Annotated in this window: 15 protein-coding genes; 11 read left to right on the top strand and 4 right to left on the bottom strand. The window is 41.2% G+C overall.

Annotation, left to right across the window (positions count from 1 at the left end):
• Positions 1-51 precede the first annotated feature (51 nt).
• A complete protein-coding gene (locus ACXAHI_RS05185; protein WP_474848079.1) occupies positions 52-564 on the top strand; it encodes a L,D-transpeptidase in 513 nt (170 codons plus the stop codon).
• Between the two features lie 26 nt (positions 565-590).
• On the opposite strand, the gene prli42 is transcribed toward ACXAHI_RS05185, so the two are convergent.
• Positions 591-683 (bottom strand): stressosome-associated protein Prli42, encoded by a 93-nt coding sequence (gene prli42, locus ACXAHI_RS05180; RefSeq protein ID WP_270179202.1) that lies wholly within the window; start codon positions 681-683, stop codon positions 591-593.
• 201 nt (positions 684-884) lie between these two features.
• Here prli42 and ACXAHI_RS05175 point away from each other — a divergent pair, with 201 nt between their 5' ends.
• The 9 genes from ACXAHI_RS05175 (at position 885) to ACXAHI_RS05135 (ending at position 11,506) form a co-directional block, all read left to right on the top strand.
• Positions 885-2,543 (top strand): acyl-CoA mutase large subunit family protein, encoded by a 1,659-nt coding sequence (locus ACXAHI_RS05175; protein ID WP_474846460.1) that lies wholly within the window; start codon positions 885-887, stop codon positions 2,541-2,543.
• Between the two features lie 17 nt (positions 2,544-2,560).
• Entirely contained in the window at positions 2,561-3,397 is an 837-nt protein-coding gene (gene mce / locus ACXAHI_RS05170) for a methylmalonyl-CoA epimerase (RefSeq protein WP_474846458.1), read from the top strand.
• Positions 3,397-4,944 carry an acyl-CoA carboxylase subunit beta gene (locus ACXAHI_RS05165; RefSeq protein ID WP_474846456.1) on the top strand — a complete coding sequence of 516 codons (1,548 nt, stop codon included), beginning with the start codon at positions 3,397-3,399 and terminating at the stop codon, positions 4,942-4,944. Before mce ends, ACXAHI_RS05165 begins: the two co-directional genes overlap by 1 nt.
• 25 nt (positions 4,945-4,969) lie before the next feature.
• On the top strand, positions 4,970-6,088 hold the full coding sequence (locus ACXAHI_RS05160) for a M20/M25/M40 family metallo-hydrolase (protein ID WP_474846454.1): 1,119 nt from the start codon (positions 4,970-4,972) through the stop codon (positions 6,086-6,088).
• A gap of 141 nt (positions 6,089-6,229) precedes the next feature.
• Positions 6,230-6,718, top strand: coding sequence for a MarR family winged helix-turn-helix transcriptional regulator (locus ACXAHI_RS05155; RefSeq protein ID WP_474846452.1), 489 nt, complete (start codon positions 6,230-6,232; stop codon positions 6,716-6,718).
• A 91-nt stretch (positions 6,719-6,809) separates the two neighbouring features.
• A complete protein-coding gene (locus ACXAHI_RS05150; RefSeq protein ID WP_474846450.1) occupies positions 6,810-8,087 on the top strand; it encodes a DNA polymerase IV in 1,278 nt (425 codons plus the stop codon).
• Between the two features lie 19 nt (positions 8,088-8,106).
• The gene (locus tag ACXAHI_RS05145) at positions 8,107-9,063 is read left to right on the top strand and encodes an AAA family ATPase (protein ID WP_474846448.1); all 957 of its coding nucleotides are present in this window, start codon (positions 8,107-8,109) and stop codon (positions 9,061-9,063) included.
• Positions 9,063-10,271, top strand: coding sequence for a DUF58 domain-containing protein (locus ACXAHI_RS05140; RefSeq protein WP_474846446.1), 1,209 nt, complete (start codon positions 9,063-9,065; stop codon positions 10,269-10,271). The genes ACXAHI_RS05145 and ACXAHI_RS05140 overlap by 1 nt, the downstream gene beginning before the upstream one ends.
• Positions 10,268-11,506: a DUF4129 domain-containing protein gene (locus ACXAHI_RS05135; RefSeq protein WP_474846445.1), complete on the top strand. Its 1,239-nt coding sequence runs from the start codon at positions 10,268-10,270 to the stop codon at positions 11,504-11,506. The genes ACXAHI_RS05140 and ACXAHI_RS05135 overlap by 4 nt, the downstream gene beginning before the upstream one ends.
• Here ACXAHI_RS05135 and ACXAHI_RS05130 read toward each other — a convergent pair.
• Complete coding sequence (locus tag ACXAHI_RS05130) at positions 11,456-12,052, bottom strand: lysostaphin resistance A-like protein (RefSeq protein WP_474846443.1); 597 nt, start codon at positions 12,050-12,052, stop codon at positions 11,456-11,458. The genes ACXAHI_RS05135 and ACXAHI_RS05130 overlap by 51 nt on opposite strands.
• 89 nt (positions 12,053-12,141) lie before the next feature.
• On the opposite strand from ACXAHI_RS05130, the gene rnz reads away from it, so the two are divergent.
• Positions 12,142-13,062: a ribonuclease Z gene (gene rnz, locus ACXAHI_RS05125; RefSeq protein ID WP_474846441.1), complete on the top strand. Its 921-nt coding sequence runs from the start codon at positions 12,142-12,144 to the stop codon at positions 13,060-13,062.
• A gap of 89 nt (positions 13,063-13,151) precedes the next feature.
• Here rnz and namA read toward each other — a convergent pair whose 3' ends face one another.
• Entirely contained in the window at positions 13,152-14,171 is a 1,020-nt protein-coding gene (gene namA, locus ACXAHI_RS05120; RefSeq protein ID WP_474846439.1) for an NADPH dehydrogenase NamA, read from the bottom strand.
• Between the two features lie 67 nt (positions 14,172-14,238).
• On the bottom strand, positions 14,239-15,024 hold the full coding sequence (locus ACXAHI_RS05115; RefSeq protein WP_474846437.1) for a glycerophosphodiester phosphodiesterase: 786 nt from the start codon (positions 15,022-15,024) through the stop codon (positions 14,239-14,241).
• Between the last annotated feature and the right edge of the window lie 49 nt (positions 15,025-15,073).

Raw genomic sequence — 15,073 nt, 5'->3', positions numbered from 1 at the left:
GCATCCTAAGAAGAAAAAGGGGGTTTTTTCTTGGGATCGTTCTTTTTCTCGATGTTGCTTACGATGTCGGTCATCTTCCCGCTTGGTGATACCATAGTTGGGGATCCATATATTATTGTAAACAAGAAGACGAATCAAATCGCATTCATTCAACAAGGAAGAATCGAGAAAGTTTTACCTGCAGCTACCGGTAAAAGTAATGAGTTGACCCCAGAAGGCACATTCACGATCGTTGTAAAGGCTGTAAATCCTTATTATCGAAAGAAAAACATTGCCGGCGGTGATAAACAAAACCCGTTAGGAACGAGATGGATCGGTTTTGATGCGGAGGATACAGATGGAAGGATATATGGATTACACGGCACAAATAAACCTTCATCGATCGGTAAGTATGTAACAGCAGGCTGCGTGAGACTTCATAATGAAGAAATTGAAAAGCTGTTCGATGAGGTACCGATTGGAACAAAAGTTTTGATCACAACGAGCCCTGAATCCTTTGAAACGTTAGCAATAAAAGTTGGTGTTCTTTCGAAGCAAAAAACAGAAGGTGCTGTCTTACGCTAAGACAGCACCTTCTGTTTTTATATTTTTTAAAATAACATCGCTGTAGCTCCAGCAAATAAGCTTAGTAGCATCGAGATAATCATGATGTATACAACGACCTTCGTTGTTTTTCGGGGCATGAAAGTCCCTCCCTCAATTGAACATTCTATCGTTATTTTACATGTATTTGTATGGAGGTACAAGCTTAATAAACGAACAACTTCTGAGCTCATTCTACAATTTTTTCGTATCCAGGAAGGAAAACGCTTTCTTTATGAAGAATAGTATATAAGTTAGACATCTTATATCGGCATAATGCGACTAGACAGGGAGGAATGGGGATGACAACAGATCAGAAGGATTTTCAAAAGCAATTTGAAGAATGGAAAGCGTTAACTGAAAAGTTATTAAACAAATTTCCTGAGAAGAAGGAAGAGTTTGTTACGAGTTCAGGAATCGAAATAGATCGTCTTGCTCACCCAAATGTGCTAGATGAAACATATATGAAGAAACTTGGTTTTCCAGGTCAGTACCCTTATACGCGTGGTATTCAACCGACGATGTACCGAGGGCGAACGTGGACGATGAGGCAGTATGCAGGATTTGGATCTGCTGAAGAAACGAATTCGCGTTTTAGGTATTTACTAGATCAAGGTCAAACCGGCTTATCAATAGCGTTCGATCTACCAACGCAAATCGGTTACGATTCTGATGATATGATGGCAAAAGGTGAAGTAGGGAAAGTAGGAGTAGCGATCGATTCACTCGATGATATGGAAGCGCTTTTAAAAGATATACCGTTAGACAAAGTTAGTACTTCCATGACCATCAATGCTCCAGCGGCTGTATTACTGGCTATGTATATTGCTGTAGCTGAAAAGCAGGGTGTTTCTCAAAGAGAAATTTCAGGTACGATACAGAACGATATATTGAAGGAGTATATTGCAAGAGGAACTTACATCTTTCCACCTAAACCATCGATGAGGTTGATCACGGATATATTCGCATATTGTGCAGAGCATGTGCCGCGTTGGAACACGATCAGTATTTCTGGCTACCATATTCGTGAAGCGGGTTCTACAGCTTCTCAGGAGCTCGCGTTTACGATTGCGAACGGTATCGCTTATGTAGATGCTGCGATTGAAGCTGGGCTAGCTGTTGATGATTTTGCTCCTCGTCTTGCGTTCTTTTTCAACGGGCATAATCAATTTTTAGAAGAGGTTGCTAAGTTCAGAGCAGCACGAAGAATTTGGTCAAAAATCATGAAGGAACGCTATGGGGCTAAGAAGGCTAAGAGCTTGCAGCTGCGCTTCCATACTCAAGTTGCTGGTTCAACGCTGACCGCACAGCAGCCTGATAACAATATAGTAAGGGTTACGATTCAGGCTTTAGCTGCCGTTCTAGGCGGGACGCAGAGCCTTCATACAAATGCCAAGGACGAAGCGCTTGCTCTTCCTACTGAGGACTCTGCTCGAATTGCACTTCGTACTCAGCAGATTATTGCAAATGAGAGTGGCGTGACCGACACAGTTGATCCGTTAGGCGGCTCTTATTATATTGAGAAGTTAACAGATGAGCTAGAAGAATATGTATTTAACTATATCGAGAAGATCGATGACATGGGTGGTGCCGTGTCCGCAGTTGAACAGGGCTATATGCAGCGTGAAATTCATCAGGCAGCGTATGAAACGCAGAAGAAGATTGAATCTGGGGAAGAAATCGTGGTAGGCATGAACAAATATACATTAGAAGATGAACCAAAGCCTGAATTACATCGTATCGATCCAGAGCTTCAACGAAAACAAATCGAAAAACTAACAGAACTAAGAAGTCGTAGAGATTCTAGTCGAGCGAGCGCTCGGTTAGAAGAATTAAAAGAAGGCGCGAAAGGTGATGCCAATTTAATGCCGCTTATTTTAGAGTGTGTGAAAGATTACTGCACAGTGGGAGAAATTTGTGGCGTGCTTAGAGAAGAATTTGGAGAATACACAGGAGTTTAACCGGGGAGTGGAATGTTATGAAAAAAATACGTGTATTGATTGCAAAACCAGGACTAGACGGTCATGACAGAGGAGCACTCGTGGTAGCTCAAGCTCTTCGTGATTATGGGATGGAGGTCATCTATACGGGGCTAAGACAAACACCTCAACAAATCGTAGCCGCTGCAATCCAAGAAGACGTAGATGCGATTGGACTTTCTTGTTTGTCAGGAGCTCATAACGAGTTATTTCCTGAAATTGTATCGATGCTTAAAGATCGTGAGGCAGAAGATATTATCGTAGTCGGCGGAGGCGTGATTCCATGGGAAGATATTCCTTTCCTTGAATCAAAAGGAGTACAAAAAGTGTTTACCCCAGGTACTCCCACAAAAGAAACGGCTATTTTTATTGAGAAAGCAGTTAGGGAACGAGATGGACTAAGTGAAGAGGTCTATACACCTCCTAAGAAAATCGATCATATAGGTATCGCAGTTTCTTCCCTAGAACAAGCGCTGCCGTTTTATGTGGATTCACTACATCTTCAGCTTGAAGCCATTGAGGAAGTGCCGTCTGAAAAAGTTAAGATTGCTTTTTTGAAGATCGGTGAATCTAAGATCGAGCTTCTAGAACCGTTAAATGATGAAAGTCCTATCGCTTCCTTTATCGAGAAGCGAGGTGAAGGGATACACCATATCGCACTTTCTTCTGACAACATCGAAGATCGACTCAAGGAACTTTCTGAGCGGGGAATCAAGCTTATACACGAAACGCCTGTTAAAGGCGCGGGGGGCGCAAATATTGCCTTTTTGCATCCTAAGTCAGCTGGGGGAGTATTATACGAACTATGTGAGAAGGATACAAAGGAGGCGGAATGATGGATATGTACGATAAAATCAATGAACTGTACGATCGTCGAAGAGAAGTAGAGATGGGTGGCGGAGATGAACGAATAAGGAAGCAACATGATAAAGGAAAATTAACGGCTAGAGAACGAATCGATCTACTCGTTGACAAAGGTTCTTTCGTAGAACTTAATTCTTTCATTGAACACCGTTCATTGGACTTTGGTATGTCTGATCAAAAGGCTCCTGGTGAAGGAGTTGTGACAGGCTACGGAAAAGTTGATGGTCGCCCGATCTATGTATTTGCGCAAGACTTTACAGTATTCGGTGGCGCTCTTGGAGAAATGCATGCTATGAAAATAGCGAACGTAATGGATTTAGCGGCAAGAAACGGTGCTCCCATTATCGGCTTAAACGACTCAGGTGGTGCGAGGATTCAAGAGGGTGTGGTATCATTAGACGGGTATGGACAGATCTTTTACCGTAATTCAATCTATTCCGGTGTTATTCCACAGATTTCAGTGATCATGGGTCCTTGTGCAGGTGGTGCCGTGTATTCTCCTGCTATAACAGATTTTGTATTTATGGTTGAGGATACGAGCCAAATGTTTATTACAGGGCCTAAGGTAATCGAAACAGTGACAAGAGAGAAGATCAGCGCGGAAGATTTAGGTGGTGCAAAAGTCCACAGATCTAAAAGCGGTAATGCTCACTTCACGGGTAAAACCGAAGAAGAAGTTCTTTCAGATGTGCGTCGCTTAATCAGCTATCTTCCTTTAAATAACGAAGAAAAGGCGCCTATAAAGGTCGAATCAGAACGAGAAGATTTCTGTGCAGACTTAGCAGATATCGTGCCTTTTGATTCAACGCGACCTTATGATGTTCGTACTGTTATCGAAGAGGTTGTTGACCCTGGTTCATTTTTTGAGGTTCAACAGCATTTCGCTAAGAATATCGTAATTGGATTCGCAAGACTGAAAGGTGAAACAGTCGGTATGATTTGTAACCAGCCTAAAGTGATGGCTGGCGGTCTCGACATTGATTCTTCAGATAAATTATCACGCTTCATACGCTTTTGTGATTCTTTCAATATCCCTCTCATTACATTTGAGGACGTAACGGGCTTTTTCCCAGGAATCAAACAGGAGCATGGCGGGATTATACGCCACGGAGCGAAGATTCTTTATTCTTATTCAGAAGCAACGGTTCCGAAGATCACTGTAATTCTTAGAAAAGCATATGGTGGGGCCTATGTAGCATTGAATTCTAAATCGATAGGTGCAGACTTAGTTTACGCTTGGCCAAATGCAGAAATCGCAGTCATGGGTCCTGAAGGAGCGGCGAACGTTATCTTTTCAAGAGAGATCAATGAAAGTGATAACCCAGAAGAAACGAGAGCTGCAAAGATTCAAGAGTATCGCGAAAAGTTTGCAAATCCGTACATAGCTGCTTCTCGTGGCATGGTAGACGACGTGATCGACCCTAGAGAAACTCGAATCAAGCTTCTTGAAGCATTGGAATTAATGCGGAATAAAAAAGACGAGCGTCCTAAGAAGAAACACGGAAATATTCCATTATAATCAAGTAATATAGGAGGCATACACCATGGTTAATGAGCAACGTTTACTCGATGAGTTTTTAGAACTTGTGCAAATTGATTCAGAAACAAAAAAAGAAAAGCGCATCGCAGCTATTTTAAAAGAAAAATTCACTTCTCTAGGTGTCGAAGTGGAAGAAGATGATGCTGCTGAAAAAACAGAACATGAAGCGGGTAACCTTATTTGTACACTCAAGGGTAACGTGGAAGCCGATAGTATTTACTTCACATCTCATATGGATACTGTTGTTCCAGGACAAGGAGTTAAACCAACTGTAGAAGATGGATATGTTCGTACTGATGGAACGACGATTTTAGGAGCGGATGATAAGACAGGTTTAGCAGCGATGTTTGAAGCGATCCGTGTTCTAAAAGAGCAAAACATCCAGCATGGGACAATCCAATTCATTATCACCGTTGGAGAAGAATCCGGTCTCCAAGGTGCAAAAGTACTTGATCCCGAAAAGCTTATTGCAAAATTTGGCTATGCGTTAGACAGTGACGGAGAAGTTGGTAAAATCATTACAGCTGCTCCAACTCAAGCAAAGATCCTAGCAAAAATTCACGGTAAGACTGCGCACGCTGGTGTTGCGCCAGAAAAAGGTGTTTCTGCAATTACGATTGCTTCTAAGTCAATTGCCAAAATGCCGCTCGGTCGACTTGATGATGAAACCACTGCAAATATTGGTCGTTTTGAAGGTGGCTCACAAACAAACATCGTATGTGATTACGTTGAAGTGTTAGCGGAAGCCCGTTCACTCGTGCCAGACAAAATGGAAGTTCAAGTGGAGAAAATGAAAAAAGCATTCGAATCAACTGCAGAAGAAATGGGTGGATCGGTGGACCTTGATATCCAAGTGATGTACCCAGGCTTTAAATTTGGTGAGGGAGACCATGTAGTTGAAGTTGCGAAGAGAGCGATGAACGAAATTGGTCGCACGCCTGAGCTATTAACGAGCGGTGGTGGAAGTGACGCGAATATTATCGCAGGTCATGGTATACCTACGGTTAATCTTGCAGTAGGCTATGAAGAGATCCATACGACTAATGAGCGTATGCCTGTGAAAGAATTGATAAAAGTCTCTGAAGCAGTTGTTGCTATCGTTAAAGAAGTGGCAAAAGGATAAGTTCTTAACAATTCAGTTACGGTTTAAGGTTGTCTAGCTAGTCTAGGCAGCCTTTTTACTATTAAATTGGAAAATGTAAAGTTAAAATATGTTAAACTAGATTCGTGATAATTTAACAATATATTGGAAGTGGTGTTAATCATGGACTCTATTCGAACTCACAAACTATTGAACTACATGAGGGGAACATACAAAGTAATCGAAAATGAATGGCAAAAAAACGCAAAAGAAATAGGTCTTACACAGGCCGAACAGCATGTGATGTGGATCGTATATACCGAAACTGAGGTAACGATAACGAGAATATCTGAAGTTGGGTTATGGGACGTTTCTACAGTGATGCAAGTTTTAAAACGCTTAAAAAATAAAGGGTTCGTTGCAATAGAAAAGAAAGCTAGCGATCGAAGAATCTCTTATGTTAAATTAACAGAAACAGGTTTAACGAAGATTGACGCAAGTACGAAATACTCGTATTCTGTTGGAGATTACATAGATGAATATCGTAGACGTTCAGCTGAACATGCAGCATTTCTAGATGATCTTTATCAATTTCAGCTTGAATTTAACAAATACTTTCATGGTAATGAGTTCGTCAATTGGATCGAAAAGCAGAAAGAGCGTGATTTGTAAGACGGGAACTTTTCCTGTCTTTTTTTTGCAGAAGTTAATCTGATAGCTTATGGTTTTCAGATCATCCTAAAGAGGAAGGAGGCTGGTGTTAATGAATCAATTTAATAAAAGCGGTGGGAGAATTATTTTTCATGTCGATATGAACAGTTTCTATGCTTCTGTTGAAGCGGCTCATAACCCAGACCTCCGAGGAAAGCCGCTTGCTATCGCGGGTAATGTGGAAGAAAGAAAAGGAATCGTTGTTACGAGTAGTTATGAAGCTCGAAAGATGGGGGTAAAGACGACAATGCCACTATGGGAGGCCAGGAAGCACTGCCCAGAGCTTTTAGTGATGCCACCAAACTTTCCGCTATATAGGCAAACTTCCTTGCAGATTTTCGAGCTTTTAGAATCGTATACACCACTTGTTCAACCCGTCTCGATCGATGAAGGGTATCTAGATATCACAGACGACTGCAAGGGCATCAATCCGGTGTCGATTGCAGAGGAGATTCAAAGACGAATTTTTAAAGAAATCGGTATTCCATGCAGCATCGGCATTGCACCTAATAAATTCTTAGCAAAGATGGCTTCCGATATGAAAAAGCCGCTTGGTATCACTATATTACGTAAAAGACAGATCGACGAAATCCTTTGGCCACTTGATGTTGGAGAAATGCATGGAGTTGGTAAGAAAACGAAAGAAAAACTTAAAGAATTAAACATCACGACGATAGGTGAGCTCGCGAAAGCAAACCCAGTGCAACTCGAAATCAAGCTTGGGATCAATGGGAAAAGGTTGCACGAACGTGCAAATGGTATCGATGATCGCCCAGTAGACCCTGATGCGATCGACGATTTTAAAAGTGTAGGCAATTCTTCTACTTTTCCAGAAGACTTAGTGGATCGCCAACGGGTTTTTACTGCGCTCACGAACCTTTCTGACTCAGTCGCAAAACGGATGGAGCAGAAAGGCGTTTTAAGCTTCAATGTGCAGTTAACCATTCGCTATAGTGACAGGACAACGATCACGAGAAGCAGGAAATTACAAAATCCAATCTCGAAATCAGCAGACATCTTAGAGGCAGCGAAGTACCTTTTTTCAAAGAACTGGTCTGGTCAACCGATTCGATTGTTAGGAATTACGGGGCAACAGCTTGTAGACCGTGACGAAGCGACAGTACAGCTCGATCTATTTTCCTTTGAGGAAGACTCTAAGCGTGCTGACCTTTATGACACGATCGGTTCGATACGGAAGAAATTCGGTGAGAGTTCATTATTAAAGGGGAATCAACTGCAAAAAGATGGAAGTCACAAACTACGTGATGAAAAACGAAGAGGAACAAGTCTAGATCGAGATTTTCTTTGGAAATATAAGAATAAGAGATAATTATGAAGGAGTATACCTAATGTCGATTTCACAAAAGATGGAGCAAGTACAAAATGAGATAAAAAAAGTGCTTGTTGGGAAAGAAGAATTAGTTGAGCTAGTGATGATTTCGCTATTGAATAACGGTAATATCCTTCTAGAAGATGTGCCAGGTACAGGGAAAACGCTTTTGGCAAAATCGGTTGCAACGTTGCTCGGAGGCAGCTTTAGAAGAATTCAGTTTACTCCTGACGTTCTACCGAGTGATGTTACAGGCATCGAGTTTTTTAACCCTAAAGATCAAGAATTTGAAATGCGTCCAGGTCCAGTTATGACGAACGTGTTATTAGCAGATGAGATCAACCGTGCGACCCCTCGTACTCAATCAAGCTTACTTGAAGTGATGGAAGAAAAACAAGTTACGATAGAAGGAAGAACATTAAAACTTCCACAGCCTTTCATCGTGATCGCAACCCAAAACCAGCTTGAATCTCAAGGCACGTTTCCTTTGCCAGAAGCACAGCTCGATCGTTTTTTTATGCAGATGAAGAGCGGATACCCAACCTTTGATCAAGAGAAAAAAATGCTTACTATGATGAAGAACGGTATTCCAATCGACGACCTTTGTGCTGTTTTTACCACTGAAGAAATGATTGGATTGCAGCAACAGGTAAATGATGTGCATCTAGAAGATGTTTTAGAGAATTATTTATTATCAATTGTTCAAGCAACCCGCACGTCTGAAATGATTGAAGTAGGGATAAGTCCTAGGGCAACGATTGCATTTATGAAAGCCGCAAAAGGAAAAGCATTTATCCAAGGACGGCGTTTTGTTATCCCAGAAGATATTCAATTCGTGGCACCATTTGTGTTAAGTCACCGCCTCGTATTATCGCTAGAAAGTTCAATGAGGATGACAAAGATGCAGGCATTAGAAGCGGTCTTAAAAGAAGTAGATGTTCCAGTTGAAGTGAGTCACGGTGGAATGAATAGTTAATGGATCATAATCACGTGACGTTAGCTAATTCTCTGCAGATTACATCAGCTCTAAGTTGGATTGTTCTCTTCGCTGGTCTTTACATGCAAAATACGCCACTTCTATTATTATCTATTTCATTCATCTTGCTCCATACGTTCACTAAATGGTATTTAAAACTAACAGCGACTTCTGTAAATGTGAAGAACGAACAAACTACCATTAAACTTTTTCAGGAGGAGAAAGCGGAGTTAACCTTCCAAATAGCGAACACTGGAAAGCTCCCTATTTGGAATGGCAAACTTAGATTTTCTTTAGATTCCATCGTAGTAGCCGAATTAAAGACAAACGACGATTCTGCTACGTTCATTACTTATAGTATTCCACTTTCACTTCCTCCAGGAACAACCAAAACAGTTTCTATCCCCATCCATGCAAGACAGCGAGGAACGACAAAAGTGAGACGTGTAGAACTAGTTGTGGAAGATTTATTTGGTTTTGGTTTAACGAGGTGCAAGTTTAACGATTTTATTGCAAGCGAAATCCTCATTTTCCCGCAGTTAGGAGAAGTGAAAGGTGAAGAACAAATTTCTATAATGACAGTTGGTACGACACCAGCTGATTACTCATTATATGAAAATCTAGCAGCTCCTGCTGGAGCACGAGAGTATGTTAGTTCGGACTCTTTTAACCGCATCCATTGGAAAGCGTCAGCTAAGACGTCAGAATTGAAAACGAAGATTTTTGAGCGTTCGATCGAAATGAAATGGGTGTTTGTTTTAGATGTGTCAGTAAAACGGTATAATATCCCTGCGCAAGTGACCAAACACCTCGAAAAGTACATAAGTCAGCTAGCATATCTATGTGTGAAAGCAACAAAATTGGGTTACGCTTTTGAAATTCATATTAATTTAGATCCAGGAGGCTCATCTCCTTATATGATGCTCCATTCCGGAGAAGGAAGCGTCCACCTTAGTAAGGCATTGGAATTCCTTTCTCGAATCGATAGTGGCATGCCGATCATATCGCAAGTTCGGATGGTAGCCATGCTTAAGAGGAACTTATATAGTAAAGATTCAGTAATCATTAGAGTGGGTGAAAACGAATTAAGTAAAGCTGAGTCTTCTTTTTATAGAGAGCTTGATAAGAAAGGAAGCAGGTGTTTTGAAGTAGAAAGCTCAGAACATGGTGCATTTCTTAGAAAGCTAGCAAAGGGGCGAGTCCTTTGAGGAAACCATTCTCTACAGTGAGGTTGTTCCATTATTTATCACTAATCATGCTCGTTTATCTTTTGACCATGTTCGTTTATTTGTTTGACGTTTCGTATCCACCTTTCCTTCCATTCATTACGATGACTTTGATTGGAGGATTGTTTATCGTCATTTGGTCAACACAAACGAAAGTGTATGAATTGTCTGGAGTGAAGCTCATTCTAGTTGCGACGCTCCTTTTACTTGATGGATGGATAACTGGTATGCAGCTATGGAAAGCGCTTCTATTAACGAGTGGTGTGAGTTTCGCGATTTATTTAAGTTTAAAAGATGATGAGCGTACTATGAGCATTTTCTCAGTTTTATTATGCTTCATAGGCACGATGATCTACTTTATGATTGCTCCTGTTAGTGAGTTTAAGCATTTTGTTTTCATCATACCGTTTGTTCAACTTCTTTTCTTATTAGGAAATAGATTAAGTTATCAGTTGAGAAATGAAGGTGAGACGAGAAGGAGTTCGTTCGGGTCTTTTAATACGATAGCAGTCTTGTTTGTATTAGTCGCTATCGGTGCCGGAATTTCCATTACATTAAGACCCTTCATATTGTATGTTATCTCGACAGTTGTTGGTGCAATAAGTTATATCTTAGGCCTACCAATATACTGGCTGACATTATTGATTACGTTTAACTCTAGCGAAGAGGATTTAGCTTCTTTTCAAAAGGCAGCGAATGGAGAACCACTAAAAGATAATAAGATTGAACAGCTTAGTAAAACGTCATCTTTTGATTATGAGCCGTTTCTTTATGTGGTCATAGCAGTGATCATCGCTATTTTAATCATATGGATAGCTAGAAAAAAGATTGTTTTAACACATTTGACACCATCAATTAGTTCTACGTTTATAGAACGGTCCACTAATGAATTCAAAAGGAAACCTCGAATAAAAAGGAAACCTCCAGAAAATGAGGTTAGGAGATTAACGTATCAGTTAGAATTGAAAGCAATAAAATATGGATACCAAAGAGATAACAGTGAGACGTTGTTGGACTGGTTCAAACGATTACCTGGATATGCGAATGAACATAAGCAAATTGTTCAAGTGTATGAAAAAGTACGATATTCGAACAAGTCAGTCACAGAAGAAGAGGTACTTCACTATAAAGCTTACCTGAAGAACCTCATTCATGAGATGAAGCGGTCAAAGAAGAGGAAAGAAAACGAGGAGCATCAAGTCAAAAACGAGGTGTGACATTATCGGAACAGTCATCGTTCTCGTTCGATAATAGAGGTATCCCCAGATAAAGCCTGCAAGTAGAGCAGCGACTAGCAATAAAAACGTTCCTGCATAGATATGTGCACTCGCATACAGTACAGTAGCCAATAGAATTGAAGTTGTACCTTTAGCTTTCATTTTACCTTGTACAAACCCTCTCCAAAACAATTCTTCTCCTGGGATGATGATTAGAATAAGGTTAACATAATGCCATGTTTCTTTTGGTGATATCAGGTTATACAACGATTGTAAACTTGCGATCATATCAGGAAACAACATGAGCATCATTTGCTTCCCTATATAAAAGATTAGGTAGAGGAGGGCGCCACTTCCAACACCGATGAAAACGTGATTATACGTGACTTTTTTCCATGCTGCAGATCGATATGAATACACGATCAATAGGAATAAGGATAAAGTGAAAGCTTGCCAAAAGAACAAGTCAGAGAGCAGGAAGAAACTTGAGAAAAGCAGCAAATGAGCAATGATGATCGAGATAATAACCTTTCTATTTTTAAGCATGAGTGTACTCCTAGGTTTGTAGTATACTAACTAGTTTAAAGGATAAAACGTCGATTTGCGACTAAAGGTATTCGAAAGGAGAGAGTTAAGTGGAGCTTCTATTTCTTGGTACCGGTGCTGGCGTACCATCCACGAAACGAAACGTGAGCTCGTCTGCTTTGCGTCTTGAAAGTGGAGAGATATGGCTTTTCGACTGTGGTGAGGCTACACAGCATCAAATCTTGTCCTCAACAATCACGCTGAGTAAAATCACCAAGATTTTTATTACGCATTTACATGGCGATCACATTTTCGGCTTGCCTGGTTTACTTGGGAGTCGCTCCTTCCAGAGTGGAGAATCCGAACTAACGATCTATGGACCAGCAGGGCTGGAAGAATTTATACAAGCTTCCTTAAAAGTAAGTTGTACATACCTTCGTTACCCTCTTACCGTTATCGAGGTTGATGAGGATACAGACATTCAAATCGACGACTATACCATCGAAGTAGCTTTACTAGAGCACGGCGTAACTAGTTTCGGGTATAGAATTCAAGAAGCCAACAAACCTGGACGATTAGATGTTGGTAAACTTAAAAAGCTAGGGGTTCAGCCAGGGCCATCTTATCGGATATTAAAAGCAGGTGGTCAGATCGAACATGATGGAAAAACGATAACAGCAGAAGAGGTTACAGGGCCGTCTATAAATGGTCGTTGTATCGTAATCTGTGGAGATACTCGCTATAGTCAAAAAACCATTTCGTTAGCGCGCGGAGCAGATTTACTCGTACATGAAGCAACGTTCTCGAATGAGAAAGAAACACTTGCTTACGATTATTTTCATTCCACTACTGTAGAAGCAGCAAAAATTGCCCGGGATGCAGAAGTTAGTCAGCTCGCACTTACTCACATTAGTTCACGGTATCAAGAACAAGATCTCGATCGAATGGTAGAGGAAGCGAGAGAAATATTTCCGAACACTCAGATCGTGATGGACCATAGTTCGATAACCATCAAACAGCGTAACAAGTAAGTTGAAGAAGTTTACTCCTTTTAGTAAAAGACCCTAAGTAGCAGGTGTCATCACTGCTTCTTAGGGTCTTTTGTATATCTTTACTGAAATTAATTCCAACCACGTTCGTATTGCTTAGGTGGTTCAAGTTCGGCATTCAGTTCAACTGCAGCTGTTCTCGGCCAGTATGGATCACGTAGTAGCTCTCTAGCTAGAAACACGAGGTCTGCTCGTCCGTTTTGAATGATTTCTTCAGCTTGAAGCGGGTGAGTGATTAATCCGACTGCGCCAGTAGCGATCATAGCGCCATGACGAATACGTTCAGAATGGGTAACTTGGTAACCAGGATACGGATTTATCTTTGCAGGCACGATTCCACCAGTGCTACAGTCGACGAGATCCACGCCTTGCTTCTTCATTTCAGATGCAAAATAAATAAAGTCGTCAATTTTATTTCCTTCTTCGTTATACTCATCTGCAGAAATACGAACAAACAACGGGCCATCCCAAACTTCTTTAACTGAATCGATGATTTTCTTTAAGAACGTATAACGGTTTTCACGTGAACCGCCATATTCGTCATTTCGATTATTAGTAAGAGGTGATAAGAATTCACTGATTAAATAACCGTGAGCGCCGTGTAGCTCAATGACATCGAAGCCTGCTTCTTTCGCACGTCTAGCACTATCCCTGAAGGCTTCGATCGTTTCATTGATCTGCTGCTTGGTCATTTCTTCAGGGGTTTTCATGCCATCGTCGAATGGAATTGCCGATGGAGCAAGGATGGGGCCATCGACTCTCGCTTTTCGTCCGGCATGTGCAATCTGAATGCCTACCTTTGCTCCATGTTCCTGTGAGAGTTGAACGATTTTTTTTAGCCCTTCGATATGCTCATCGCTCCAGATCCCTAAGTCTTCAGGTGAAATACGCCCTTGCTTCGTAACTGCAGCGGCTTCAGTGAAGATGAGTCCTACTTTCCCCATTGCTCGTGACGTATAATGCGTATAATGGAAATCCGTAGCCTTCCCATCCTGTGCTTCACAGGAATACATACACATGGGGCTCATAACGATTCGGTTTGGAAATGTAACGTTTTTGATCGAATAAGGGGTAAATAGTGCTGCTGTCATTTCTTTTTCGCTCCTTTTCATTGCAATAGTTGAAGTATAGCACGGATCAACTAATAAATCTGAGATCTTACCTTTTAATATATTGCCAAAGCACCTTCCACCACTTGCGTCCTTCTTGAGGAATATGCTCGTTCTTCATGATTCTTAATGCAAGATCTGGAACGTCTGTGATAATGCCGTCCGCTTCCCATTCCAAGAACTGTTTAATGAGCCGTTCATCATTAATAGTGTAGGGTCTTACATTAATACCATGAGACTGTGATGCTTTCGTAAGTGATCGATTTACAGCACGGAATTGCGGGTGTATTGCCTTTGCTTTTATTTGTTTTGCGTAGTCCCACGGTTCTTCTAAGCTTGCTTTATAGATCGGAGCCGTTTCCACTTTCGACCATAACTTATGAACATCGACGAGCCGGTTGTGTGCAAAGCTTGATATGACGGTGTTTTTTTCTGAACGATGTTTCTTGATGAGCGGTACGCTTTTTTCTACGAGCTCCGTGTTCGTATCGCTATAATACTTTAGCTCGATGTTTAACCACAGGTCTGGGAACTCCTTCGCAAAAATCAGTACTTCTTCGAGTGAAGGGATTACTTCCCCTTTGAACGATGGTGAAAACCAGCTTCCGGCATCATGCTTTCTTAAGTCTGAAAAAGATGTTTCGGTAACGATGCTTCGACCGGAAGCTGTACGTTTCAACGTCCTGTCATGGATCACCACAGGCACGTGGTCACTAGAAAGCTGGACGTCAAGTTCAATCCCTCCGGCACCAAGCTCAACAGCTCGTTTAAATGCACTCATCGTATTCTCCGGACACTGTTTACTTGCGCCTCTGTGTGCAAAGATAATCGTCATGTTTTCCTCCATTCTTGCTGGTCTTTTCGAGAGCAGTATGTATAAAATA

Source organism: Anaerobacillus sp. ABD4_527 (assembly GCF_056160805.1).
The sequence above is the reverse complement of the archived record's forward strand: the minus strand, read 5'-3'. Positions and strand labels throughout refer to the sequence as shown.